We start from the raw sequence: 23,813 nt of genomic DNA on the forward strand, positions 1-23,813 counted from the left end.
TACACGTCCCAAGGGGTGGCGATGCCGAACGAACGCTTGCGTGACGCGCTCCTGCGCAACGGCCTGACGTTGGAGCAGGTCGCCAAGGCCGTTGGGGTCGATCAGAAGACCGTCGAGCGCTGGATTACCAAGAACCGGACGCCCTACCCCAAGCACCGGCACAAGATCGCCGCCATGGCGCGCGAGTCAGAGACCTACCTGTGGCCGGACTCCGTGGCCCCGGAGCGCAAGGCCGAGACGGCCGCCGCCGAGCTAGTGCAGGTGTTCCCGCACCGCAACGCCGTCCCTGTCGAGCTGTGGGACCGGCTAATCAAGGAAGCTTCGGAGACCGTCGAGATCCTGGTACACGCGGCGTTGTTCCTGGTGGAACGTCCGCGGTTCATCAAGGACCTCACAGCCAAGGCAGCGGCCGGCGCGAAGATCCGGCTCGTCTTCGGAGATCCCGAAGGGGACAGCGTTGCGCTGCGCGGCGAGGAAGAGCAGTTGGGCGACGGGACGCTCGCAGCGCGCATCCGCAACGCCCTGGCGTTCTACCGGCCCCTCATCGGCGTCGACGGGGTGGAGATGCGGTTCCACAACACGACGCTTTACAACTCGATCTTCCGGTTCGACGACGAGATGATCATCAACACGCACGTTTACGGGTTCCAGGGAGCCCACGCTCCATCCCTCCACCTGCGGAGACTATCCGCTGGGGACCTCTTCGAGACGTACTCGGAGAGCTTCGAGTCAGTCTGGAACCTCGCCAAGCCAGCCACCTTTTAGGAGGCAGCATGACCCGAGTCGACTACTACAACGACCCAAACGCGCCCAAGGCCAACAGCATCGCGGTAGCGGTATCGGTGTTCATTCAGGACGACCAAGGCCAGATCTTGATGATCAAGCGCACCGACAACAACCTGTACTCGATCCCAGGCGGCCAACTGGAGCTTGGCGAAACCCTATCTGAGACTGCGGTCCGGGAGGTTCGCGAGGAGACCGGTTTTGAGTGCGAGATAGTGGGCGTGGTCGGCTTATACTCGGATCCGAAGCACGTTATCGCCTATGATGACGGCGAAGTCAGGCAAGAGTTCTCGATCTGCTTTCGCGCGAAGAAATTAGGTGGAGTTGCGCGCACCAGCAGCGAAAGCTCTGAAGTTGCCTGGCTAAAACGACAAGAGCTCGATCAGGTTAATATTCATCCTTCAATTCTCAAGAGAATCGAGGATTCACTCAATCCAAATTCCGACGTGGCATTCACATAACATTGAAAGCAAACCATTCTCAGGAGAACCCGTATGCTGCGGTACGGAATACGCGAACTAACATTCAAGGACGGTTCCACTGAAGACTTACCCATACAAGGACTGACTGTCGTCGTCGGCCCTAACAATGCCGGCAAGTCTGCCCTTCTTCGCGAGATCAATATGGCGGTGTTAAATGGAGTTATCTACCCTCAGCAATCGCTTTGGCTGAGGGCGATAGCGGCTGACCGAGAAAAAGATGAAGCCAAGTTTGACGAATGGTTTAGTCGAATCGGTAGACACCTACCATCCTGGGTTGCACAAGCAAATAATTTTGACTTTGGCATCTACGACCCAAATGGCCAGCAATTGTTGTCAAGGGATGGCGCACGCGCTCAGTGGTTCCAGGACTCACACCTAGGTGCACTCGCTCGCCATGTGGTCGTTCACCTAGAAGCGCTCGCTCGCGGCGGAATTCCGTTGGCGGCAGCTGCACGAGACCCACTCGCCACAGCATTCGAACCAATTCACAAACTATGGGATGATCGCGCCCTGGAAAAATCTTTCTCGGGAATGGTAAAGCGTGCCTTTGGGTTCGAGATTTGCCTGAACCGGTTCGCACAGCAACAGAAGCTGCTCATCGGCTCGGTGAAGAGCGAGGAAGAAACACTCCCACCAAGCAGGGAGCTAATGGAAGCCTACGCCAGGCTACAATCTATCGAGGAGCAAGGCGACGGAGTAAAAAGCTTCGTTGGAATCCTCTTGACCACCATCGCGTCTGATATGCCCCTAGTTCTCATAGATGAGCCAGAGGCGTTTTTGCATCCTCCCCAGGCGAGACTTCTAGGAAAATTCCTCGTAGAGAAAACCCCGAGCGATGGTCAGGTTATCGTTGCTACTCACAGCAGCGACGTTATCGAGGGCATACTCGATTCAAAAGGCGGAAAAGAAGTAAAAATTCTTCGATTATCGATTGACTCATCCGGCCGAAGGGTGCGAAACCCGCTTTCGGCAGCCCGGGTAGCAAACCTTTGGTCCGACCCACTGCTGCGGTACTCACGCATGCTCGACGGTCTATTTCAGCGCGGCGTAGTGCTCTGCGAGTCGGACGGGGATTGTCGGTTCTATTCCGCATGCTTGGACGTTCACCTATCGGGTCAAATTGAGCACGATTTGCACCTCACGCACACCAACGGAAAAGCCCGCTTAGCGAAAGCCCTCCGCGAACTTCGCGCATTCGATGTTCAGGCGGCCGTAATCGCAGATATTGACCTTTTAAACGACAAGGTCCTTATGCGTGATATTGTTGATGCCGCCAATGAAGACTGGGCACTGTACGAAGCCGACCTCGATTCATTGCTGAATGAAATGAAGAACCGAGCAGCCGGGGCAACCGTTCGAGAATTGAAAGTCGCAGTCCGCGAAGTCCTGCGACGACGAGATGACAGTAGCATTACAGATGCCGAGTCATCCGCAATTGCGAAGGCCGTGAAAAATAAATCTGGATGGTCGGAAATCAAACGCGCCGGGTTGGCCAGCCTTACGGGAGAGCCGAGGTTGGCAGCTAACAGGCTGATCGGCAACCTCGAAAAGGCTGGGATTTTCGTCGTTCCAGTGGGCGAACTTGAGCGGTGGTTCCCTGACGTCAATGCAGGTCATGGGCCATCTTTTGTTACGGCAGCTTTGGAGGCGGGAGCGCATAACAGTCCAACCGGTGAGCTAAGCAACTTCATGGCAAAGCTTGTCAACTACTTCGGCATTGACCACGAGGCCAGCTCGAAGGAATGAGCCCACGTCTGCTGCCGAACTTGGCTCTATGGGATCAAGAGCGCGCCGCCGCTGGCGGCGCGCCTGTCGCCTTCGTAGCCCCTCGCCTGGGCGGCCGCATCCGCTTCCGACACGGCGGGCTGCCGCTCCGCTTCGCCCGCCGGCCGGGCGGTGCGGCCGCCAGCGGGTCACCTGGCGCAGCGCCGCGCGGCGGCGACACATGGGTCCCCAGGGCCAACGTCGGCCTCCTCTGCGAGCGGCTGTCTCATATGGTTCGTTCGTGACTCGATCTCCGTTACGCACCGTCGTGAGGGACCTCCATCCCGACGCCGGATCGTGACAACGGCCGGTAGCACCGCGTCAAGACGGTGAAGCGTGTCTTGACCCGGCACCACCGGCCGCGTGCTGGCTTCGTATCGGGATGCAGGGGTAGGTGTGGCTGGTTCGCCAGGCCGTCTCCAGGCCGTCAGAGGCCAAGGAGCAGCGACAGACGACGAGAACTAGCGAGACGCATCAGCGCAGCTCAGAGGCCGTTTACGGCGAGATGAGCGAGACCAGCGAAATCCAGCTGAGAAATCCTGGACATCTTCGAGGGGACGCAGCAGATCCAGCAGCTGATCGTGGCCCGGCGGATCCTCGGGAAGACGTCAGCTGAACTGAAGTAAGACCACTGAAGGCCACCCGCCGACCGGGTGGCCTTCAGCGCGTTCAGGAAATCTGGTCGTCCAGGAACTCGTCCAGGTACCGCCACGTCGTGCCGCGGGCCTTGCGGCCGGTCAGGACGCCCAAGTGGCCGCCCGGGGCCGTCTTGAAACGGACCTCCGGGGCCTTGTCCAGCAGCTCCACCACGCGCTCCACCGACGGCCTCGGCGCGATTGTGTCGTTCTCGCCCGCCACCACCAGCGTCGGTACCCGGACCGACGACAGGGAAATGATGCGGCCGTTCAGGTCCACCTTGCCCTCCGCCAGGTCGTTCGTGCGGAACAGGCGGTGGTACAGCTGGCCGAACGTGCGCCCCGGGTAGGCGTACATGTTGCTCATGAAGTGGTCGACCGCCTCGATCTGGGCCAGGTAGTCCCGGTCGTCGAGGTTCTTCAAAATCGCCAGGGGCTTCGTGATCTCCTTGCTGATGCCCGTTGCGCGGAACACTCGGCTGACCAAATAGGACGGTGCGCCGCCGAAGGCGCGGTAGATCGGGGTCAGCAGGTGGCCGTTCGTCAGGTCGACCAGGGGGCGGAACGGGGCCACGATCGGGATCGCCGTGAAGTCCACCGGTGAGCCGATCGCGGTGATCGACGCGATCGGGAGGTCCGGCTGGTCGGCGTTCACCAGCAGCGAGAAGATCCCACCCAGCGACCACGACACCAGGTGCACGTCCTGGCCGCCCGCGTCGGCGCTCACGCGCCGGATCGCGCGGGGCAGGACCTCGTCGATCCAGTGCTCGATGCCCAGGCGGCGGTCGGAGAACGCGACCATGCCGTAGTCGACGAGGTAGGCGTTGCGGCCGCCCTCGACCAGGTGCTCGAGCAGGCTGCAGCCGCGGCGCAGGTCGAAGCAGATCGCCGGCGCCGCCAGTGGTGGCACCAGCAGGATCGGGGGCCCGGACACCGGGCGGCTGCTGTGCGTCATGCGGTACAGCGAACGGTTGGGGCCCTGGTCGATCAGCACCCGCGGCATCGGGCGCAGGTCGGCGACGCCGCCGTGCAGCACCTTGCCGACCACGTTCGACGCCGCGGCGGCCAGCCGTGCGGGTGGTGAAGCCATTTTCTTCGCGCCTCCTGGAAACGGACTCGGAGGCAATCTTGCCGGGCGAAGCGGGCGGACTCAACAGGGCCACGCCCGCAAGCACCCGGCAAGCACGTCCAAATCGGACAGTCGCTGGGCCGTCCGAGTTACTCCGCGCCCGCTCCCGGGGCGCTTTCCGCGGCTCGCTCTTCGTACGCCGCGCGGGCCGGGGAATGGGCCGCCGAAGCCAAAAGCCGGTCCGCCTTGAGCGCCCGCGAGAGCGCTTCGCCGAACCGCCGCGGGAGCAGCCGGGTGAGCTTGCCCATAGTGCCCACCGAGCGGGGCACGTAGACGTCGAAACGAGGCTTGCGCAGCGTGGATACGATGGCGTCGGCCACATCTTCCGGCCGCGAGGACTTGAACAGCTTCGCCTCGCCGAGGCCGCTCGCGAGTTCCGTCCGCACGATCGCCGGCATCACGCACGAGACGTGCACGCCGCTGCCGTGCAGTTCCAGGTGCACCGCCTCGGACAGCCCGACGACGGCGTGCTTCGTCGCGCAGTACGTCGCCGCGCCGGGGAAGCCGGCCTTGCCCGCGAACGACGCGATGTTGACGATGTGCCCGCTGCGCCGCGGCCGCATCCGCTTCACCGCCTCGCGGGTGCCGTGGATGACGGCGTGCAGGTTGATCTCCAGCTGGCGCCGGGTCATCGCGTCGGTCTCCGACTCGAGCTCGCCCAGCGGCATGATGCCGGCGTTGTTGATCAGCACGTCGATCCGGCCGTGCCGGCGTTCGACCTCGTCGAGGAACTCCGTGAAGCCGCGGATGTCGGTGACGTCCAGCGGCAGCGCGTCGGCGCCCAGCTCGCCGGCGGTCTTTTCGGCTCGGACCTGGTCGAGGTCGCCGATCACCACCTTCGCGCCCAGCCGGGACAGCGCCGACGCGGTCGCCGCGCCGATCCCCTGCCCGCCGCCGGTGATGACGACGACCTTGCCCGCGAGCTCCTCGGCCATGGCGACTCCTTCGTCTGTTGGCACCGCGTCAACAGTGTCGCCCGTCCCGCCGCGTCGCGCTACCCCACGCGTTGTTCCAGCACCTGACCGACCCAGTCGTCGACGGTGAACTGCACGGTCGGCGAAAACCCCTGGCTCTCGTAGTACCGCTGCAGCTCGCCGTCGCCGCCGGCCCAGCAGTCGACGCGCACGAGGTCGATGCCGCGCCGCCGCGCCTCGTCGAGCGCGTACTCGACCAGGCGTCCGCCGACGCGCCGCCCGGTGAACCGCCGGGACGTGATCAGCAATCGGACATACAGTTCACGCTCGTTAACCGCCGGGACGTGCGGATCGCGCTCCTCCGAGACGATCAGCGCGCCGGCGGCCTCGCCGTCGACGACCGCGATGCGCAACCCCGGGTCCGCGGCCATCGTCTTGACCCGTTCGACACGCGTGGGGACACGGCTCCACGGTTCGGTTCCCCACTGCTTCGAGCTGCCGCGCGCCACCAGCCATTCCACGGCTTCGTCGAAGAAGCGCAGCAGCGTGTCAGCGTCCCCAGAGTCACCCGATCGGATGACGATGTTGTCCATCTCCTCTGTCTACCGCACGGTGAGCACCCGCGGGCCGTCTTCGGTGATGGCGATGGTGTGCTCGACGTGCGCGGCGCGGCTGCCGTCGACGGTGAGCAGCGACCAGCCGTCCTCGGCGTGCCGGTAGGCGTCGCCGCCGCGGGTGAGCATCGGCTCGATCGCCAGCGCGAGTCCCGGCTTGAGCCGCATCCCGCGGCCCGCGCGGCCCTCGTTCGGCAGGTGCGGGTCCTCGTGCATCGCGCGGCCGATGCCGTGACCGCCGTGGTCCTCCAGCATGCCGTAGCCGGACGCGCGGCCGGCGGCGCCGATCGCGGACGAGATGTCGCCGAGCTTCGCGCCCGGTTGCGCGGCCGCGATGCCGGCGGCGAGCGCACGCTCGGTCGCCTCTATCAGTGATAGATCGGCGGGGTCGGCGTTCCCGACGACGAAGCTGATCGCGGCGTCGCCGTTCCAGCCGTCGACGATCGCGCCACAGTCGATGCTGACGAGGTCGCCGTCCTGGATGCGGTACGCCGTCGGGATGCCGTGCACGACGACGTCGTTGACGCTGGCGCAGATGACCCCCGGGTAGGGCGTCGGCGCGGACCGCGGCTGGTAGTGCAGGAACGACGGCTTGGCGCCGGCTTCGCTGATCACCTGCGCGGCGATCTCGTCCAGTTCGCGCAGGGAGACGCCGATCGCGGCGGCCTCCTTGACCGTGTCCAGCGTCTTCGCCACGACCCGCCCGGCTTCGCGCATGACCGCCAGCTCGGTTTCGGTTTTGATCTCGACCATGTCGATAACTATACCGGTATAAGTATTGGTGTCCAGCAGGTGGCGGCGACCTCGTTCAGCCGGTGGCTCGGTGCGTGTCATCCGGAGTTCAGGCAGCGCTGATTGACTTCTCCCGTTCCCCACCTCTCTCGCGACGAGGACAAAGTGACACAGTCAGGACCCGCCGGTGATCCGCTGGCCGCGTTCACCGTCGAACTCGAGGAAATCCAGGCGAAAGCCGCGGCCGCGCAGGAGAAACTGCGTTCCGCCGTCGCCACCGTGCAGTCGCCCGACGGGGCGGTCACGGTGACCGTGGGCCCGAGCGGCGTGCTGCAGGACCTCCGGTTCGGCCCCCGCGCGTACGAACGGCCCCCGCAAGCCCTTTCCGCCCAGGTCCTGCAGCTGATCGGCCGGGCGCAGCAGAAGGTCTCGGCCGAGGTCGCCGACGCGTTCAGCGGCATGGTCGGCGAGAGCTCGGCCGCCCGCGAGCTGCTCGACGAGTTCCTGCCGGCCCCCGAACCGGAGCCGGGAACGCCGCCGCCGGGCAAGAGCGACGTCTTCATGCCGGAGCAGGAAGCCGAGGACCGGCCGCCGCGGCCGCCGGCACCCCCGCACCGGCCGCCACCCGGCCCGCCGCAGCCCCCGCAGCACGGCCAGCCGCGTCGTCGTCCCCGGCCCGCGCCGGACGAGGACGACGGTGAAAGCAACCCCTGGTAGGACGGAGGAGGACCAGTGGTTTCCGGAGCAGGTTTCTCGGTCGACCCGGCCGAGCTGCAGAAGTTCAGCGAGTTCCTGTCGGGCAAGACGCAGCCGGCGGTGCAGGACGCCGCGAACCGGATGCAGGCCGCCAACGGGTTCGACAACGCCGCGTTCGGCATCCTGCTCGCGCAGGTCCTCGCCGTGCCCTCACGCATCACGATGGGCGTGATCACCGGCGAGATCAAGAACCTGGTCGGCGACATCGGCAAGTCCGCCGAAGACCTGAAGAAGGCCGCCGACACGTACGCGACCCACGACTCGAACACGGCCAAGGGTTTGAGCACCTTCGAGACGGAGCTGGGCAAGTGACCGTTCCCATCACGGCGTCGAACTCGACGACCGGCGCCGGCGTCTTCGACAGCTGGAAGCAGGTCGGCGACTCGATCGGCAAGGTCCAGACCGAGCACGGCGGCGACCTCGCGGCCGTCAGCGTCGAGCTGGGCATCAACGTCATCAGCGCCGTCCTCGACACCGTCGCGTTCGCCATGGACCCGCTGGCGAAGCTCATCGCGGCGGGACTGGGCTGGCTGATCGAGCACGTCTCGTTCCTGAAGTGGCCGCTGGACCAGGTCGCGGGCAACCCGTCCGAGGTCACGAAGGTCGCCAACGAGCTGCACAAGATCGGCGAGTCGCTGCGCAACACCGGCGAGGAGCTCGACAAGACGCTCCAGGCGACGATCACCCAGTGGCAGGGCAAGGGCTACGACAGCTTCATCAAGTCGATCAACGACCGGAAGGGCTGGATCGACGCCAACGCCAAGGCGGCCGACGTCGCCGGCTACATGGTCGAGACCACCGGGGCGCTGATCGGCGCGGTCCGCTCGCTGCTGCGCGACATCATCACGACGATCCTCGGCGACATCATCTCCACGATGCTGATCGCGCTCGCACTCGCCATCCCCACCTTCGGCGCGTCGATCGCCGTCGGGGTGACCAAGTGCGTCGCGACCGTCTCGGTGCAGGTCGCGGCGATGATGGCGAAGCTCGCCAAGGTCGTCGCCTACGCCGGCCGCACGCTGGCCCGCCTCACCGGGCTGTCGAAGCTGGTCAAGGGGAAGCCGGGCTCCTCGGGCGCGGGGCACGAGCTGTCGAACCTGCCGCCGCACGGTGGCGGGGTGCCGAACTTCTCGCGGCCGCTGCCGAAGCCGCCGGGCACCGCCGTCACCCACGACGGCCCCGGTGGCGGCGCCACGCCCAGCACGCGACCGCCGGGCGACGGCACGACCCCGAACTTCTCGCGGCCGCTGCCCCCGCCGGGCACCGCCGTCACCCACGACGGCCCGGGTGGTGGCGCCACGCCGAGCACCCGGCCGCCGGGCGACGGCACCACGCCGAACTTCTCGCGCCCGCTGCCGCCCCCGGCGCCCGCGCCGAAGCCGACGCCGCCGAAGTCGCACCTGAGCGACCAGGACATCTCGACGATCAAGAAGCACGAAGACTGGCTGAAGACGAAGTTCGGCGACAGCTACAAGAAGATGAAGTTCGTCGACGACTGGCTGAAGGCCAAGCACCCGGACTACTACCCGATGCTGAAGGCGCTTTCCGACGCGAAGAGCTCGAAGAACTTCGTCGGCTGGGCGGGCAAGGACATCGTGCAGGTCGACCGCGGCCTCACCGACATCCAGATGCAGGCGGAAGCCGCGTGGGCCGAGGAAGACAAGAAGCAGCAACAGCCGCAATGACGAACGAGGGGCACCTCCGGCGGAGGTGCCCCTCCTCGCCTGTCAGGCCACGCCGAGGTGGCGCGAGATCAGCATCTTCTGGACCTCGCTGGTCCCCTCGCCGATCTCCAGGATCTTCGCGTCCCGGTAGAAGCGCCCCACCGGGAACTCGTTCATGAACCCGTAGCCGCCGAAGATCTGCGTGGCGTCGCGCGCGTTGTCCATGGCCGCGTTGGAGGCCACCAGCTTCGCGATCGACGCTTCCTTCTTGAACGGCTCGCCGCGCAGCATCTTCGACGCCGCCTGGTAGTACGCCAGGCGCGCGGTGTGCGTGCGGATCTCCATGTCGGCGATCTTGAACTGGATCGCCTGGTACTCCCCGATCCGCTTGCCGAACGCGACGCGGTCCTTCACGTACTTGAGGCACTCGTCGACGCAGCCCTGCGCCAGACCCACCGAGACGGCGGCGATAGCGACCCGGCCTTCGTCCAGAATGGACAGGAACTGCGCGTACCCGCGGCCGCGCACGCCGACCAGGTTCTCCGCCGGGACCCGGACGTCCGAAAAGGACAGTTCGTGGGTGTCCGAGCAGTTCCAGCCGACCTTCGAGTACTTAGGCGCCACCGCGAAGCCCGGCGTGCCGGACGGGATGAGGATCGCCGAGATCTCCTTGCGGCCGTTCTCCATCACGTCGGTGACGGCGGTGGCCGTGACGAACCGGGTGATGTCCGTGCCCGAGTTCGTGATGAACGCCTTGCTGCCGTTGACGACCCATTCGTCACCGTCCAAAGAGGCCCGCGTGCGCGTCGCCCCCGCGTCCGAACCGCCACCCGGCTCGGTCAGGCCGAAGCCGCCCAGCGCGGTCCCCTCGCACAGCGCGGGGAGCCACTCTTCCTTCTGTTCCTGCGTTCCGAAGCGGAAGATCGGCATCGCGCCGAGGGAAACGCCGGCCTCCAGGGTGATCGCGACCGACGAGTCGACCCGGGCCAGCTCCTCCAGCGCCAGGCACAGCGCGAAGTAGTCACCGCCCATGCCGCCGAACTCTTCGGGGAACGGCAGGCCGAACAGGCCCATCTCCCCCATCTTCGCGACGATCGCGTACGGGAATTCTTCCTTCTCGTAGAGCTCGCCGATCACCGGGGCGACCTCGGCGTGCGCGAAGTCTTCGACGGTCTTGCGGAGCGAGTCGTACTCCTCGTCCAGGCGGAAGTCGATCACTGCTGCTCCTCTTGAGGGGTTACTACGGCAAGGGTCTCGTCCAGCGCGACCTGCTGGCCGGTCCGGACGGGGAGTTCGCTGACCACGCCGTCGATCGGCGCGGTGACCGTGTGCTCCATCTTCATCGCCTCGACGACCAGCAACGGCGTCCCGGCCTTCACGACGTCGCCCGCCGCGACCTTGACCACGAGCACGGTGCCCGGCATCGGGCTGGTGACCGGGCCCGCGCCGGCGGCCTCGCCGCGGGATGCCAGCACGAACTCCTGCTCCCCGAAGGGGAAGCTCAGCCCGTCGCGGGACAGCCAGACCGTCCTTTCCGGACCGCAGGCCTGGCGGTAGCGGTGGAACCCGCCGGCGTGCCGGATCTCAAGCACTTCGCCGTCACGCCGGGCCGAGACCCGCACCGGGTCGTCGTCGCCGACGAACACCGTCGCATCGGACGGCGTGCCCTGCACCCGGACCACCGCGCGGGCCGGGCCGGACTTCAGGCGGAACGTCACCCCACCGGAGCCGCCCATCCGCCAGCCGTCCGGCACGTCCCACGGGTCCACGACCGGCCCGGCCGGCTGCAGCTCCAGGAACCGGTCCAGCGCGGCCGCGACGAAGAACTCCGCGGGCACGTCCGGGGAAACGAGCTCGGCCAGCCGCCGGTCGACGAGCTCGGTGTCGAGCCGGCCGGCGCGGACGTCGGCGTCGCCCAGCAGCGCGCGCAGGAACGCGGTGTTCGTGCCGACGCCCAGCAACGCCGTGTCGGCCAGCGCCAGGTCGAGCCGGTGCAGCGCCGAGGCGCGGTCCGGGCCCCAGGCGATCACCTTGGCCAGCATCGGGTCGTAGTTCGAGCCGACGACCGCACCCGGCGTCATCCACGAGTCGACGCGGACGCCGTCCCCGGTCGGCTCGTGCACCGCCAGGACCGTCCCGCCGGTCGGGATGAACCCGCGCGCCGGATCCTCGGCGTACACGCGCGCTTCGACGGCGTGTCCATTGAGGACGATGTCGTCCTGCTTGAGCGCAAGCGGTTCCCCGGCCGCGACGCGGACCTGCCACTCGACCAGGTCGAGGCCGGTGACCAGTTCGGTGACCGGGTGCTCGACCTGCAGCCGGGTGTTCATCTCCATGAAGAAGAACTCGTCCGGGTTCTTCGCCGACATGATGAACTCGACGGTGCCCGCGCCGACGTACCCGACCGAGCGCGCGGCCTCGGCCGCCGCCGAGCCCATCTTGTCGCGGGTGGCCTCGTCCAGCAGCACCGACGGCGCTTCCTCGATGATCTTCTGGTGCCGCCGCTGCAGGCTGCACTCGCGCTCGCCGAGGTGCAGGACGTTGCCGTGCGTGTCGGCGAGCACCTGGATCTCGATGTGCCGCGGTGTGGTGACGAACCGTTCCACCAGCAGCGTGTCGTCGCCGAAGGACCCCTTGGCCTCGCGCCGCGCGGACTCGATCGCCGCGTCCAGCTCCTCGGGCACGTGCACCAGCCGCATGCCCTTGCCGCCACCGCCGGCCGACGGCTTGAGCAGCAGCGGATACCCCACCTTCTCGGCGGCTTCGGCGAAGCCGCCCGCGGGAATGTCCACATCGGACGTACCGGGCACGACCGGGACGCCGGCCTTCGACACCGTGGCCTTGGCGCGGATCTTGTCGCCCATGGCGTCGATCGCGGCCACCGGCGGGCCGATGAACACCAGCCCGGCGGCCTCGCAGGCGCGCGCGAACTCGGCGTTCTCCGCGAGGAAGCCGTAACCGGGGTGCACGGCCTGCGCCCCGGTCGACACCGCGGCGTCGACGATCGCGGAGATGTTCAGGTAGCTCTTCGCCGCTTCCGCCGGGCCGATGCGCACCGCCGTGTGCGCCTCGCGGACGTGCCGGGCGTCGGCGTCCGCGTCGCTGTACACCGCGACCGCGCGGATGCCGAGGGCCCGCAGCGTGCGGATGACCCGGACCGCGATCTCGCCCCGATTGGCGACCAGCACTGAATCGAACATCATCACATCCGGAAGACGCCGTAGTTGACTTCACCAAGGGGTGCGTTCGCCGCGGCCGAGAGGGCGAGGCCGAGGACCGTGCGGGTGTCCGCCGGGTCGATGACGCCGTCGTCCCACAACCGTGCGGTGGAGTAGTACGGGCTGCCCTGCGCCTCGTACTGCTCGCGGATCGGGTCCTTGAACGCCTCTTCGTCCTCGGCCGACCACTCGCCGCCGCGGGCCTCGACGGCGTCACGGCGGACGGTCGACAGCACCGAAGCCGCCTGCTCGCCGCCCATCACCGAGATCCGCGCGTTCGGCCACATCCAGAGGAACCGGGGCGAGTAGGCCCGGCCGCACATCGAGTAGTTGCCGGCACCGAACGAGCCGCCGATAACGACCGTCAACTTCGGCACGCGCGCGCACGCCACGGCGGTGACCATCTTCGCGCCGTGCTTGGCGATGCCGCCGGCTTCGTACGCGCGCCCGACCATGAAGCCGGTGATGTTCTGCAGGAACAGCAGCGGGATCGAGCGCTTGTCGCACAGTTCGATGAAGTGCGCGCCCTTCATCGCGGACTCGGCGAACAGCACGCCGTTGTTCGCGATGATGCCGACCGGGTGGCCGTGGATCCGGGCGAACCCGGTGACCAGCGTGGCGCCGTACTCCTTCTTGAACTCGCCGAACCGGCTGCCGTCGACGATCCGGGCGATCACCTCGCGCACGTCGTAGGGCACGCGCGGGTCGGTGGGCACGACACCGTACAGCTCGGCCGGGTCGACGGCGGGTGCTTCGGTCGGCAGGACGTCCCACGGCCGCGGCGTGCGCGGCCCGAGCGTCGAGACGATCTGCCGGACGATCCGCAGCGCGTGCGCGTCGTCGTCGGCCAGGTGGTCGGTGACGCCGGACTGGCGCGCGTGGACGTCCCCGCCGCCCAGTTCTTCGGCCGTCACGACCTCGCCGGTCGCCGCCTTCACCAGCGGCGGGCCGCCGAGGAAGATCGTGCCCTGGTTCCGGACGATGACGGCTTCGTCGCTCATCGCCGGGACGTACGCGCCGCCGGCGGTACAGGAGCCGAGCACGGCGGCGATCTGCGGGATGCCGCGCGCGGACATCGTCGCCTGGTTGTAGAAGATCCGGCCGAAGTGTTCACGATCCGGGAAGACCTCGTCCTGCCTGGGCAGGAACGCGCCGCCGGAGTCCACCAGGTAGACGCACGGCAGGTTGTTGTGCAGCGCGACCTCCTGGGCGCGCAGGTGCTTCTTCACCGTCATGGGGTAGTAGGTGCCGCCCTTGACGGTGGCGTCGTTGGCGACGACCACGCACTCGCGCCCGGCGACCCGCCCCACTCCGGTGATGATCCCGGCGGACGGCGCCTCGTCGTCGTACAGTCCGTTCGCGGCCAGTGGCGAGAGCTCCAGGAACGGCGAGCCCGGGTCGAGCAGCGTGTCGACGCGGTCGCGCGGGAGCAGCTTGCCCCGGTCGACGTGCCGCGTGCGCGCCTTCTCCGGGCCGCCGAGCCGGGCGCTCGCCAAACGTTTGCGGAGGTCCTCGACCAGCTCCGCGTGCGATGTCGCGTTGCGGGCGTAGGCCTCGCTGTCCGGGGACGCCGCAGTCCCCAGTGCCGGCGTGTCCATGGGCTCCCTCGACGTTAGCGGTCGTTAACCTCCGGCTCGATGTTAGCGACCGCTAACGTGGGTGTCCAGTCGCTGGAATGCGGAAAAGGCCACCCCGGCGGACCGGGGTGGCCTTCAGCGTGCTTCCGGCGGGAACGGCTCAGCCGATCGCCGCCCGCAGCGGGGCGTAGTAGCCGCCGGACTGGCCGGCCACGGTCGGGTGATAGGACTCGATCACCGGCCAGGTGAGGCTGTGCAGGTAGTCGTCGGCCGAGGAGCAGATGTTGTGGCCGACGAACGACGGCCGGACGTCGACGAACGTCGCCCCCGCCGACGCCGCGCGCTGCTGGATGACCGACGCGAGCGCGTCGGCGCCCGAGTTGATCGCGGTGCGCTTGGTGTCGCTCAGCCCGACCCAGCAGGAGCCGGGCACGGTGTAGAAGCGCGGGTAGGACAGGACGACGAGCCGGGCGCCCGGCGCCTTGGCCTTGATGGCGTTGTAGGTGTTGGTCAGCAGTGGCGGCAGCGTGTTGGCGACGTAGGTCTTCGCCGTGTTGACGCGGTTCACGCAGTCGGAGTCACTGCCCAGCGTGCAGGTCTGGATCACGTCGCTGAACCCGGCGTCGTTCCCGCCGACGGTCACCGTGACGAGCGTGGCCGAGGCGGGGATCGAGTTCGCCTGGTTGATGACGTCGCCGGTGCGGGCACCGGAGCACGCCAGGAACGTGAACGAGGTTCCGCTGTGGGCGTTCGCCCACAGCTGCGGATAGGCCTTCGAGCTGCGGTAGCAGCTCCCGGAACTGCCGTAGCTGCCGGCTCCGACCCCCGAGGAGTAGGAGTCGCCGACCGCGGCGTAGACGGTCCCGGCGGCCTGGGCGAGGCCCGTGACGCCGAGAGAAGCAAGGACAACGGCCCCCAGGGCCGTACTCAACCGTAGGAGGGATCGCCGGAACTTACGGGTGGGAACAGCCATGGGTCACTCCTTTGTGACAGGGCCGACGCAAATAGCACAGCAGGTGGAAGCCCCACGAGGAACCCCTAGTTACCGGTAGGTACCCACTCGGCCCACACCGGAAGGATGAAACCGCGGTAAGCGCGGGTTAACCGCCCTTTCCAGGGCGTGACGCGAACGCGCGGCCCCGGCTCCCGCACTGCCGGGTGACAGCAGCCCCGCGCACCGGCGCGGCCGCTCCGGAGCGGCCCGATCACCGCTCGGTGTTAGCGCTCGCTAACCTGCCGCTCTAATATGGCTGGATGCCGGCCAACTCCATCCCTCTCGTCAACGGCGAGAAGGCGAACAGACGCGAACAGATCCTGTCCGCGGCCGCCGAGCTGTTCGCCCACCACGGCTTCCACGGCGTCGGCATCGACGACATCGGGGCCGCCGTGGGCATCTCCGGGCCCGCGCTCTACCGGCACTTCCGCAGCAAGGACGCGATCCTCGGCGAGATGCTCAACTCGATCAGCCGGTACCTGCTCGACGGCGGCACGGAGTGGGCGAGCCGCCCGGTCGACCCGGACGACACGCTGGCCGGGCTGGTGGCGTTCCACGTCGGCTTCGCGCTCTCGCACCCGGCCCTGATCACCGTTCAGGAGCGCAACCTCGCGAACCTCACCGACACCGACCGCAAGCAGGTGCGCGCGCTGCAACGGCAGTACGTCGAGGTGTGGGTGCGGGTGATCCGCGAAGCCCTCCCGGAGCTGGGGGAACTGCAGGCGCGGTCGGCGGCACACGCCGTGTTCGGATTGATCAACTCGACGCCGTACAACCGCCATCTCGGTGACGGCGAACTCGCCGAACTGCTCTGCCGGCTCGCGCTGGGTGCCCTCCGCGCGGCGGGATGACCACCCGCGGATCAAGGTATCCCCACGAGGGCCGTCGCTGGTGTTTGATGGGGCACGTGGACCCGGATTGGAGCGAGCAGGAGCGCCGGCTCGTCGAGAAGGCCCAGCGCGCGTTGACCGCGCTGAGCCTCGGCGACGACGCCGAAGCGCTGGGCGAGGTCGCCCCGTCGGCCGCCGAGCCGCAGGCCCGCGCGGACGAAACGAAGGCCCTGATGCTGCTGCTCTTCGGCGAGTGCAGCGCGATGGTGTCCACCCTCGGCGACGGCGGCAGTGCCCCGGTGAAGGTCCAGGTGTTCGACGAAGACGGCGAAGAGGTCTCGATCGACCAGGCCGACCCGCCGGTCCGGACCGCGGTCCGGACGCTGCTCGCGGAGGTGCACGGCAACACCGAAGCCGCGCAGGAGCAGGTCGAGATCGCCCTCGCGAACGCGGCGCCGGACGAGGTCGACAGCCTCGTCCTGCAGGCGCTGCGCTGGACCATCCGGCTTTCGGTGGAGTGCCTCGACCGCGACCTGCCGGTGGCGCCCTGGATCTCCGAAGCCGTCTCCGACTAGGGGCCCCTGAACCGGGCGATCAGCCCAGCAGGTGCTTCACCAGGGCCGAGATCTGCCCGGTTTCGATCAGGAACGAATCGTGGCCGTACGGCGACGACACGACCGACGGCTCCGGCGTCCCGGCGATGCCGGCCGCGATCTCCGCCGACTGGTACAGCGGGTAGAGCCGGTCGCTGTCGACGCCCCCTATCACCGATCGAGCGGTCACCCGGCCCAGTGCGGCCGCCACGCCGCCGCGGCCGCGGCCGACGTCGTGGGTGTTCATCGACTCCGTCAGCACCAGGTAGCTGTTCGCGTCGAAGCGGCGCGCCAGCTTGCCCGCGTGGTGGTCCAAATAGGACTCGACGGCGAACCGGCCGCCGCGCAACGGGTCCTCGTCGCCCTGGTGGGTCCGGCCGAACCGCTGGGCCAGCTCCGGTTCGCTGCGGTAGGTGACGTGCGCGATCCGCCGCGCGATGCCGAGGCCCTGGAAGGGGCCCTCCGGCGCCGCGTAGTAGTCGCCGCCGTGGAAGAACGGGTCGCTGCGGATCGCGTGCAGCTGCGGCGACGCCCACGCGATCTGCTCGGCCGAGGCCCGCGCGGCCGACGCCAGCACCAGCACCGCCGCCACGCGCGAGGGCAGCGACACCGCCCACTCCAGCGCGCGCATCCCGCCCATGGACCCGCCGACGACGGCCGCCCAGCGCGCGACGCCCAGCGCGTCCGCCAGCAATGCCTCGGCCGCGACCTGGTCCCGCACCGTCACGACGGGGAACCGGCTGCCCCACGGCGTCCCGTCCGGGCCGGGTGACGACGGCCCGGTCGAGCCCTGGCAGCCGCCCAGCACGTTCGGGACCACGACGAAGTACTCGTTCGTGTCCAGGGCCTTGCCCGGCCCGATCAGCCCGTCCCACCAGCCCGCGCTCGAGTGTCCCGGCTCGGCGGGGCCCGCGGCGTGGCTGTCGCCGGTCAGCGCGTGCTCGACGAGGACCGCGTTGGACGCGTCGGAGTTCAGTGACCCCCAAGTTTCGTAAGCGATCGTTAACTCCGGCAGGACGCCACCGGCCTCCAGCGCGAACGCGCCGGAGGCGGTGACGAACTTCCGGCGGCCCGGCGGATCCCCGATCCGCCAGGCGCCGGTGACGGGCCCAGCCGTCACAGTGCTGCCTTGGCCGCCCGGAATCCGGCTTCCAGGTCGGCCTTGAGGTCCTCGATCCCCTCCAGCCCGACGGCGAGCCGGACCAGCCCGGGCGTGACACCGCTGGCCAGCTGCTCCTCCGGGGTGAGCTGGCTGTGCGTGGTCGACGCCGGGTGCACGATCAGGCTGCGGACGTCGCCGAGGTTCACCAGCTGGCTGTGCAGCTCGGTGCCGTCGACGAACTTCCGGCCCGCGTCGACGCCGCCGCGCAGGTCGAACGACAGGACCGCGCCCGCGCCGCGCGGCAGGTACTTCTGCGCCGCGGCGTGGAACGGGCTCGACGGCAGGCCGGCGTAGTAGACCTTCTCGACCTCGTCGCGCTGCTCGAGCCACTCGGCCAGCGCCTGCGCGTTCTGCACGTGCCGCTCGATGCGCAGCGACAGCGTCTCGATGCCCTGCAGGATCAGGAAGCTGTTCAGCGGCGCGATCGCCGCACCGGTGTCGCGCAGCAGCTGGACGCGCGCCTTCGCCGCGAACGCGCCCGGGCCGAGCGCCTCCCAGTACTTCAGGCCGTGGTAGCTCGGGTCCGGCTCGGTGAAGCCCGGGAACTTCGCCGGGTCCTGGCCGAAGTCGAACGTGCCGCCGTCGACCAGCACGCCGGCGATCGTCGTGCCGTGGCCGCCGAGGTACTTCGTCGCCGAGTGGATGACGACGTCGGCGCCGTGCTCGATCGGGCGCACCAGGTACGGCGTCGGGATGGTGTTGTCGACGAGCAGCGGGACGCCGGCTTCGTGCGCGACGTCGGCGACCGCGCGGATGTCGAGGACGTTGCTGCCGGGGTTGGCCAGGGTCTCGCCGAAGAAGAACTTCGTGTTCGGCCGGACCGCGGCACGCCACTGGTCGAGGTCGTCCTGGTCGTCGATGAAAGTGACCTCGATGCCGAGCTTCGGCAGCGTGTAGTGGAAGAGGTTGTAGGTGCCGCCGTAGAGCGACGGGCTCGAGACGAAGTGGTCGCCCGCGCCGGCGAGGTTCAGGATCGCCGCCGTGGTCGCGGCCGAGCCGGACGCGAACGCCAGTGCCGCGACACCGCCTTCCAGCGCGGCGACCCGCTGCTCCAGCACGTCCTGGGTCGGGTTCATGATCCGCGTGTAGATGTTGCCGGGCTCGGCGAGGCTGAACAGGTCGGCGCCGTGCTGGCTGTCGCGGAAGACGTACGACGTCGTCTGGTAGATCGGCGTCGCCCGCGCCCCCGTGGCCGGGTCCGGCGCGGCGCCCGCGTGGATCTGCCTGGTCTCGAAGGACCACGCCGAGGTGTCGTCCGCGCTCATCGGTTCTCCTTGCGGCTCAAGGGGTTTCATGGAGGACTACCCGGCCGAAGCTACTTGGGCCGAACGGCCCACCCAACAGCTCCCACGTCCTGGGATACCCCTCGCCTTGCCAAGCAAATCTCTCTGTATCTAAGATACTCACACAGGGAGATTCACGGGCTGGGAGGTAGTCATGACCGAGCGGGTTCAGGTGCTGGTCGTCGGGGCCGGGCTGGGCGGGTTGTCCGCGTCACTGTTCCTGGCGCAGGCGGGGGTGGACGTGCTGACCGTCGAGCGGCACGCCGGGACGTCGGTGCATTCACGCGCCGCCGGGCAGAACTGGCGCACGATGGAGTTGTTCCACTGGGCGGGAATCGACCACGAGGTGCGGGCGGCGAGCCCCCGCGCGTCGCAGGGACTGCGGATCACCGTCGCGACCAGCCTGGCCGGCCGGGTGCTGCACCGGATCGTCGACGACGGCAGCGAGTTCGACGTCTCGGCCGCGACGACCCTGCCGGCCGGCATGGCCGGGCAGGACGTCGTGGAGCCGATCCTGCTGGCACACGCGGAAAAGGCGGGCGCGCGGGTGCGGTTCCGGACCGAACTGACCGACCTGGTCCCCGGCGACGGCGGCGTCACCGCGACGCTGCGCCACCGCGACTCCGGCGAGGAGACGGTGGTGCACGCGGACTACGTCGTCGCCGCCGACGGCGGCCGCAGCGGGATCCGGCAGCGGCTCGGCATCGGGACCACGGGCTTGGACGCGCTGAGCCACTGCCTCGGCGTCGTGTTCGACGCCGATCTCGGCGACCGGGTCCTCGCGGGCGTCACCGACCTGTTCTACCTGCAGCACCCGGACTTCACCGCCGCGCTGACCAACACCGACGTGCCGCACCGGTACGTCTTCGCGCCGGACTACCACCCGGAACGTGGCGAGAGCCCGGCCGGCTTCCCGCCCGAGCGGCTCGTCGCGATGATCCGCGCCGCCACCGACCTGCCCGGGCTGGCGCCGGAGATCGTCTGGACCGGCTCGTGGGAGATCGCCGCGCGGCTCGCCGACCGGTTCCGGTCCGGGCGGGTCTTCCTGATCGGCGACGCGGCGAAGGTGACGCCGCCGACCGGCGGGATGGGCGGCAACACCGCCATCGGCGACGCCGCGGACATCGCGTGGAAGCTCGCCGCGGTGCTGCGCGGTGAAGCGGGCGAAGGGCTGCTCGACACCTACGAAGCCGAGCGCCGGCCGATCGCGCGGATGGTCATCGACACCTCGCTGCACAACATGAAGGCGCGGATGCACCCCGAGCTCGACGTCTCGGGCCTGTCGAAGCCCGAGGACCCGCTGGGCATCGCGCTCGGGTTCCGCTACCGCTCGACGGCGGTGCTCGCGGAGGGCCCGGACGACGGCGAGCGCGTCGAAGACGTGCACGCGCCGACCGGACGGCCGGGCTTCCGCGCACCGGGCCTGCAGTCCACCGTCGACCTGTTCGGGCGTTCGTGGGTGCTGCTCTGCGCCGCGGACGGCTCGCGGTGGCAGCCGGCGGCCGCGGACGTCGCGGCGGAGCTGGGCGTCCGCCTGGACTGCCACGTGCTCGACGACGCCGTGTTCGCCACGCGGCACGGCCTGTCGGCGGGTGGGACGGTACTGGTCCGTCCCGACGGCATCGTCGCGTGGCGCGCGCGGGGTCCGGTCGAGGCCCCGGCCGCCGAGCTGGCGCGTGTCCTGACTGCGGTGCTGTCCCGCTAGCCGCCCCGAAGCCGGCGCGGCTGCCGCGCCGGCTTCGGGGACAGCCTCACCCCGCCGCGGAGTGCCGGCCGACGCCGGCGAAGTGCTCGTGCAGCTCCCGCACGTGCTGGGCCCAGAACAGCTGACGTCCGCCGCGGGTGCGCGGCACCGCCAAGCCGCGTTGGCTCGCGAGCCGGTAGAACCCGGGCCCGGCGTCGTCGGCGCCGAGGTGCCGGACGAGCGCCCCGAGCAGCCGCCCGCCCGATTCCTCGAACCCGGCTTCGGAGATGCGGTCGAGCAGGCAGGCCATGCTCGCGCGGCCCGCGCCGGTGGTGAAGTCGAATCCGGCGACCCCGGTGCGCCGGGACAACGCAGCGGCGAATTCGCCGTACGAAGTCGTCCTGTCCGCGACCGCGCGGGCGATCAGAATCGCCTTGCCCGCCGCGATCATCTTTTGCCATTCGGCCACGTCACGTCCGTACAAGGCGGTCACCTCGCGCTTTCCTCGGCGAAACCATCCGGTCGATCGCGAGAGGATGCCACACGCGCCGGCCACGCTCACACCGGGGCAGGTTTCGAGCACCACAAGGAAAAACCGGACACCGACGATGGTTCCACAGTAGCCGGACGGGCGGTTTGTTTTCGGATCCCCGGCGGCAACGGCAAGAGTTTTCCGCAATTGCGAAAATCGGGGGAACGGGCTGGGAAACCGCCCGCGGATGTCATAGAGTCGGCCCCTCTCCGGACCCGCGAACGATCATCGGGTCCGGCAATTCGCGATACGCAGGAGCGCCGTGAGCGATATCCGAGCCCGACCTGACCCGCGCTCGCCGAGCGGTCAAGAGCCTGGCGCTCTGACCCCGTGAACGCCTGCCGGGGCGGCCCGTCCGCCCGCCGCCGCCCCGGCAGGCCCCGCGCTCAGCGCCGGCCGAGCACCCAGTGGAACGTCGCCGGCCCTCCCGGGGCACGTGCAGGACCGAATAGAACGCCGTCACCGCGTCGAAGCTGCCGTCCGGAAAGGACAGTCCGGTCATGTCGGCCCGCTCGAACCGCGCGCCGGGGACGTTCCGCCGCGCGAGGTCCAGTTGCGTCGCGGAGACGTCGACGCCGAGCACGTCGTGCTCCTCGGCGAGCGCGGCGGTGCACGGCACTCCGGCGCCGCAGCCGAGGTCGAGGACGCGGGCGCCGCCGGCGAGCCGTCCGGTCAGCTCGCCCAGGAACCGCAGCCGCGGGTCGTCGGGGATCCGCGCGCTCCATTCGAGGTACCGCTCCGCCACGCGGTCGTAACCGCTTTCCACGATCCGCCGGGCCTCGCTCACGCCCGCGACCCTACCGAGCCGCCCACCCCTTTCTCGGCGACAATGAGCGAGTGGTTTCGGTGCGCAGCGTGGTCGACCGGGTGGGGCCGACGCTGCTGCACGCGCTCCAGCTGCCCGACGACTCGCCCGCCGTCGCCGACGTCGTCATCGCCGAACCCGGCGGGGCGGTCACCCTGGCCGCCGGCGACCTCGTGCTGGGCGTCGCGACGACCAGTCCCGAAGACGCCGCCGAGCTGGTGAAGCAGAGCGCCGGGCAGGGGGCCGCCGCCGTGCTGCTCAAGCCGCCGCTGGCCGCGAAGCCGCCGGTCAAGCGGGCCGCGAAGGCCAGCGGGATCGCGCTGATCCAGGTGCACGCGGCGACGTCGTGGGCGCAGCTCGTCTGGCTGCTGCGGACCGTCCTGGACGCTCTCGCCGACGAGTCGGAGGACCTCGACCCCGGTTCCGGCGACCTGTTCCGGCTGGCCGACGCCGTCGCGAGCGTCGTCGACGCGCCGGTGACCATCGAGGACACCAACTCGCGCGTCCTCGCCTACTCCGCGCGCCAGGACCTGACCGACCCCGCGCGCGTCGCCACGATCATGGGCCGCCGCATCCCCGACGACGTGCTCGCGCGGTTCCGGTCGCGCGGGGTGTTCCGCGAGCTGTCCCGCGGCCGGCAGACGATCTTCGTCCCGGCCCAGCGCGACGGCACGCTGCCGCGGCTGATCGTGCCGATCCGGATGGGCGGCGAACTGCTCGGGTCGATGTGGGCGGTGGTCGCCGGGCCGGTGTCCGACGAGCGCGCGGCCGCGTTCGCCGACGCCGCCCCGGTCGTCGCGCTGCACCTGCTGCGGCGCCGCGCGCACACCGACGCGCAGCGCCGCGCGTCGGCCGAGCTGCTGCGCGCGGTGCTCGAAGGCCGCGCGAACCCGCGCAAGGCGATGGCCGAGCTCGACCTGTCCGACGAGCCGCACCGCGTGGTCGTCATCGAGGTCACCGGCGGGGACGGGCGCGACGCCGAGGGGCTGCGGCTGGCCATGCTCGAACGGATCTCCCAGGGCATCGGCCGCCGCCCGGTGGCGACCGAGCTCGCCGGGCTGCTCTACGCCGTGGTCCCGGACCGGCCGGGTCCCGGCGGCTGGGCGGAACTGCGCGCGGCTCTCGTCGCGACGGGACCGTCTCGTCGTATCGGCGCTCCGCGTGCGGCGGCCGGCGCCCCCGGCGAAATCGGCGACCTCTCGGTGTCGCGCGCCCAGGCCGACGAGGCCCTCGGCCTGCTGCGCGCCGAACTCCTCGCCGAGCGCGTGATCGCCTTCGACGAAGCCTGGACGGCGTTGACGCTGCACCGCGGCGCGACGGCGGCGGCCGCGGCGCGCGTCGCCGACCTCGGCCCGCTGAGCACCCTGCGCGCGCACGACGAGACGGGCCGGGCCGGCTACGTCGAGACGCTGTACGAGTGGCTGCGCCACCCCGGCGACCCCCGGGCGGCGGCGCAGGAGCTGCGGATCCACCCGAACACCCTCCGGTACCGGATGCGGAAGCTGCTCGAACTGGTCCCGCTGGACCTCGACGACCCCGACGTCCGGCTGGCCCTGCTCACCCAGCTCGTCGCCAGGCGCTGGAGTTGATGGGCCATTCGGCCCAATTCGCGACCTATGCCTTACTCCGCATGGATCGCGCCGAACGTCCGGAGTGTCTTTT

22 protein-coding genes are annotated in these 23,813 nt (G+C 69.2%); 10 read left to right on the forward strand and 12 right to left on the reverse strand.

Annotation, left to right across the window (positions count from 1 at the left end; translation table 11 throughout):
• Nucleotides 1-21: 21 nt before the first annotated feature.
• The 3 genes from ABZW17_RS14070 to ABZW17_RS14080 are packed head-to-tail and all read left to right on the forward strand — an operon-like array spanning nt 22 to nt 3,011.
• Complete coding sequence (locus ABZW17_RS14070; RefSeq protein ID WP_354813184.1) at nt 22-765, forward strand: DUF5919 domain-containing protein; 744 nt, start codon at nt 22-24, stop codon at nt 763-765.
• An 8-nt stretch (nt 766-773) separates the two neighbouring features.
• Nucleotides 774-1,244: an NUDIX domain-containing protein gene (locus tag ABZW17_RS14075; protein ID WP_354813186.1), complete on the forward strand. Its 471-nt coding sequence runs from the start codon at nt 774-776 to the stop codon at nt 1,242-1,244.
• A 33-nt stretch (nt 1,245-1,277) separates the two neighbouring features.
• Complete coding sequence (locus ABZW17_RS14080) at nt 1,278-3,011, forward strand: AAA family ATPase (protein WP_354813188.1); 1,734 nt, start codon at nt 1,278-1,280, stop codon at nt 3,009-3,011.
• A 687-nt stretch (nt 3,012-3,698) separates the two neighbouring features.
• Here the strand turns inward: ABZW17_RS14080 and ABZW17_RS14085 are convergent.
• The 4 genes from ABZW17_RS14085 to map all read right to left on the reverse strand — a co-directional run bounded on the left by ABZW17_RS14085 (nt 3,699) and on the right by map (nt 7,074).
• The gene (locus ABZW17_RS14085) at nt 3,699-4,754 is read right to left on the reverse strand and encodes an alpha/beta hydrolase (RefSeq protein ID WP_354813190.1); all 1,056 of its coding nucleotides are present in this window, start codon (nt 4,752-4,754) and stop codon (nt 3,699-3,701) included.
• A 128-nt stretch (nt 4,755-4,882) separates the two neighbouring features.
• Nucleotides 4,883-5,728, reverse strand: coding sequence for an SDR family oxidoreductase (locus ABZW17_RS14090; protein WP_354813192.1), 846 nt, complete (start codon nt 5,726-5,728; stop codon nt 4,883-4,885).
• A gap of 59 nt (nt 5,729-5,787) precedes the next feature.
• Nucleotides 5,788-6,300 carry a GNAT family N-acetyltransferase gene (locus tag ABZW17_RS14095; protein WP_354813194.1) on the reverse strand — a complete coding sequence of 171 codons (513 nt, stop codon included), beginning with the start codon at nt 6,298-6,300 and terminating at the stop codon, nt 5,788-5,790.
• Nucleotides 6,301-6,309: 9 nt separating this feature from the next.
• On the reverse strand, nt 6,310-7,074 hold the full coding sequence (gene map / locus ABZW17_RS14100; RefSeq protein WP_354813195.1) for a type I methionyl aminopeptidase: 765 nt from the start codon (nt 7,072-7,074) through the stop codon (nt 6,310-6,312).
• 144 nt (nt 7,075-7,218) lie between these two features.
• On the opposite strand from map, the gene ABZW17_RS14105 reads away from it, so the two are divergent.
• From ABZW17_RS14105 to ABZW17_RS14115, 3 genes are read left to right on the forward strand one after another with little or no spacing between them, the layout of a single operon-like run.
• Nucleotides 7,219-7,770 carry a YbaB/EbfC family nucleoid-associated protein gene (locus ABZW17_RS14105; RefSeq protein ID WP_354813196.1) on the forward strand — a complete coding sequence of 184 codons (552 nt, stop codon included), beginning with the start codon at nt 7,219-7,221 and terminating at the stop codon, nt 7,768-7,770.
• A 15-nt stretch (nt 7,771-7,785) separates the two neighbouring features.
• Nucleotides 7,786-8,121, forward strand: a complete 336-nt coding sequence (locus tag ABZW17_RS14110; protein ID WP_354813197.1) for a hypothetical protein — start codon at nt 7,786-7,788, stop codon at nt 8,119-8,121.
• The gene (locus ABZW17_RS14115; protein WP_354813199.1) at nt 8,118-9,494 is read left to right on the forward strand and encodes a hypothetical protein; all 1,377 of its coding nucleotides are present in this window, start codon (nt 8,118-8,120) and stop codon (nt 9,492-9,494) included. Before ABZW17_RS14110 ends, ABZW17_RS14115 begins: the two co-directional genes overlap by 4 nt.
• A gap of 42 nt (nt 9,495-9,536) precedes the next feature.
• Here the strand turns inward: ABZW17_RS14115 and ABZW17_RS14120 are convergent, their stop codons facing one another.
• From ABZW17_RS14120 to ABZW17_RS14135, 4 genes are all read right to left on the reverse strand, one after another.
• The gene (locus tag ABZW17_RS14120; protein ID WP_354813201.1) at nt 9,537-10,691 is read right to left on the reverse strand and encodes an acyl-CoA dehydrogenase family protein; all 1,155 of its coding nucleotides are present in this window, start codon (nt 10,689-10,691) and stop codon (nt 9,537-9,539) included.
• Complete coding sequence (locus tag ABZW17_RS14125; protein WP_354813203.1) at nt 10,688-12,673, reverse strand: acetyl/propionyl/methylcrotonyl-CoA carboxylase subunit alpha; 1,986 nt, start codon at nt 12,671-12,673, stop codon at nt 10,688-10,690. Before ABZW17_RS14125 ends, ABZW17_RS14120 begins: the two co-directional genes overlap by 4 nt.
• 2 nt (nt 12,674-12,675) lie before the next feature.
• Nucleotides 12,676-14,289, reverse strand: a complete 1,614-nt coding sequence (locus ABZW17_RS14130; protein WP_354813205.1) for a carboxyl transferase domain-containing protein — start codon at nt 14,287-14,289, stop codon at nt 12,676-12,678.
• Between the two features lie 139 nt (nt 14,290-14,428).
• Nucleotides 14,429-15,199, reverse strand: a complete 771-nt coding sequence (locus tag ABZW17_RS14135; RefSeq protein WP_354813207.1) for an SGNH/GDSL hydrolase family protein — start codon at nt 15,197-15,199, stop codon at nt 14,429-14,431.
• 323 nt (nt 15,200-15,522) lie between these two features.
• Between ABZW17_RS14135 and ABZW17_RS14140 the strand changes: the two genes are divergently transcribed.
• Together ABZW17_RS14140 and ABZW17_RS14145 are read left to right on the forward strand one after the other, a co-directional pair.
• The gene (locus ABZW17_RS14140) at nt 15,523-16,113 is read left to right on the forward strand and encodes a TetR/AcrR family transcriptional regulator (protein WP_354813209.1); all 591 of its coding nucleotides are present in this window, start codon (nt 15,523-15,525) and stop codon (nt 16,111-16,113) included.
• 47 nt (nt 16,114-16,160) lie between these two features.
• The gene (locus ABZW17_RS14145) at nt 16,161-16,667 is read left to right on the forward strand and encodes a hypothetical protein (RefSeq protein ID WP_013229665.1); all 507 of its coding nucleotides are present in this window, start codon (nt 16,161-16,163) and stop codon (nt 16,665-16,667) included.
• Nucleotides 16,668-16,686: 19 nt separating this feature from the next.
• Here ABZW17_RS14145 and ABZW17_RS14150 read toward each other — a convergent pair whose 3' ends face one another.
• On the reverse strand, nt 16,687-17,805 hold the full coding sequence (locus ABZW17_RS14150) for a homoserine O-acetyltransferase (RefSeq protein ID WP_354813214.1): 1,119 nt from the start codon (nt 17,803-17,805) through the stop codon (nt 16,687-16,689).
• Entirely contained in the window at nt 17,802-19,112 is a 1,311-nt protein-coding gene (locus ABZW17_RS14155; protein ID WP_354813216.1) for a bifunctional o-acetylhomoserine/o-acetylserine sulfhydrylase, read from the reverse strand. The genes ABZW17_RS14150 and ABZW17_RS14155 overlap by 4 nt, the downstream gene beginning before the upstream one ends.
• A gap of 172 nt (nt 19,113-19,284) precedes the next feature.
• Here ABZW17_RS14155 and rdmE point away from each other — a divergent pair, with 172 nt between their 5' ends.
• Nucleotides 19,285-20,835: an aklavinone 12-hydroxylase RdmE gene (rdmE, locus tag ABZW17_RS14160; RefSeq protein ID WP_354813218.1), complete on the forward strand. Its 1,551-nt coding sequence runs from the start codon at nt 19,285-19,287 to the stop codon at nt 20,833-20,835.
• Between the two features lie 46 nt (nt 20,836-20,881).
• Here the strand turns inward: rdmE and ABZW17_RS14165 are convergent, their stop codons facing one another.
• Both ABZW17_RS14165 and ABZW17_RS14170 read right to left on the reverse strand, forming a co-directional pair.
• Nucleotides 20,882-21,283 (reverse strand): hypothetical protein, encoded by a 402-nt coding sequence (locus ABZW17_RS14165; protein WP_354813220.1) that lies wholly within the window; start codon nt 21,281-21,283, stop codon nt 20,882-20,884.
• Nucleotides 21,284-21,536: 253 nt separating this feature from the next.
• Nucleotides 21,537-22,133 (reverse strand): class I SAM-dependent methyltransferase, encoded by a 597-nt coding sequence (locus ABZW17_RS14170; RefSeq protein ID WP_354813222.1) that lies wholly within the window; start codon nt 22,131-22,133, stop codon nt 21,537-21,539.
• A 50-nt stretch (nt 22,134-22,183) separates the two neighbouring features.
• Between ABZW17_RS14170 and ABZW17_RS14175 the strand changes: the two genes are divergently transcribed.
• Nucleotides 22,184-23,740, forward strand: coding sequence for a helix-turn-helix domain-containing protein (locus tag ABZW17_RS14175; RefSeq protein WP_354813224.1), 1,557 nt, complete (start codon nt 22,184-22,186; stop codon nt 23,738-23,740).
• Nucleotides 23,741-23,813: the final 73 nt, after the last annotated feature.

Source organism: Amycolatopsis sp. NPDC004625 (genome assembly GCF_040609695.1).
Taxonomy (GTDB): Bacteria; Actinomycetota; Actinomycetes; order Mycobacteriales; family Pseudonocardiaceae; genus Amycolatopsis.

What these genes read in the sequence shown, in the direction of transcription:
- ABZW17_RS14070 (WP_354813184.1), top strand. Translation starts at nt 22, where the DNA reads ATGCCGAACGAACGCTTGCGTGACGCGCTCCTGCGCAACGGCCTGACG.
- ABZW17_RS14075 (WP_354813186.1), top strand. Translation starts at nt 774, where the DNA reads ATGACCCGAGTCGACTACTACAACGACCCAAACGCGCCCAAGGCCAAC.
- ABZW17_RS14080 (WP_354813188.1), top strand. Translation starts at nt 1,278, where the DNA reads ATGCTGCGGTACGGAATACGCGAACTAACATTCAAGGACGGTTCCACT.
- ABZW17_RS14085 (WP_354813190.1), bottom strand. Translation starts at nt 4,754, where the DNA reads ATGGCTTCACCACCCGCACGGCTGGCCGCCGCGGCGTCGAACGTGGTC.
- ABZW17_RS14090 (WP_354813192.1), bottom strand. Translation starts at nt 5,728, where the DNA reads ATGGCCGAGGAGCTCGCGGGCAAGGTCGTCGTCATCACCGGCGGCGGG.
- ABZW17_RS14095 (WP_354813194.1), bottom strand. Translation starts at nt 6,300, where the DNA reads ATGGACAACATCGTCATCCGATCGGGTGACTCTGGGGACGCTGACACG.
- map (WP_354813195.1), bottom strand. Translation starts at nt 7,074, where the DNA reads ATGGTCGAGATCAAAACCGAAACCGAGCTGGCGGTCATGCGCGAAGCC.
- ABZW17_RS14125 (WP_354813203.1), bottom strand. Translation starts at nt 12,673, where the DNA reads ATGTTCGATTCAGTGCTGGTCGCCAATCGGGGCGAGATCGCGGTCCGG.
- ABZW17_RS14130 (WP_354813205.1), bottom strand. Translation starts at nt 14,289, where the DNA reads ATGGACACGCCGGCACTGGGGACTGCGGCGTCCCCGGACAGCGAGGCC.
- ABZW17_RS14140 (WP_354813209.1), top strand. Translation starts at nt 15,523, where the DNA reads ATGCCGGCCAACTCCATCCCTCTCGTCAACGGCGAGAAGGCGAACAGA.
- ABZW17_RS14145 (WP_013229665.1), top strand. Translation starts at nt 16,161, where the DNA reads ATGGGGCACGTGGACCCGGATTGGAGCGAGCAGGAGCGCCGGCTCGTC.
- ABZW17_RS14155 (WP_354813216.1), bottom strand. Translation starts at nt 19,112, where the DNA reads ATGAGCGCGGACGACACCTCGGCGTGGTCCTTCGAGACCAGGCAGATC.
- rdmE (WP_354813218.1), top strand. Translation starts at nt 19,285, where the DNA reads ATGACCGAGCGGGTTCAGGTGCTGGTCGTCGGGGCCGGGCTGGGCGGG.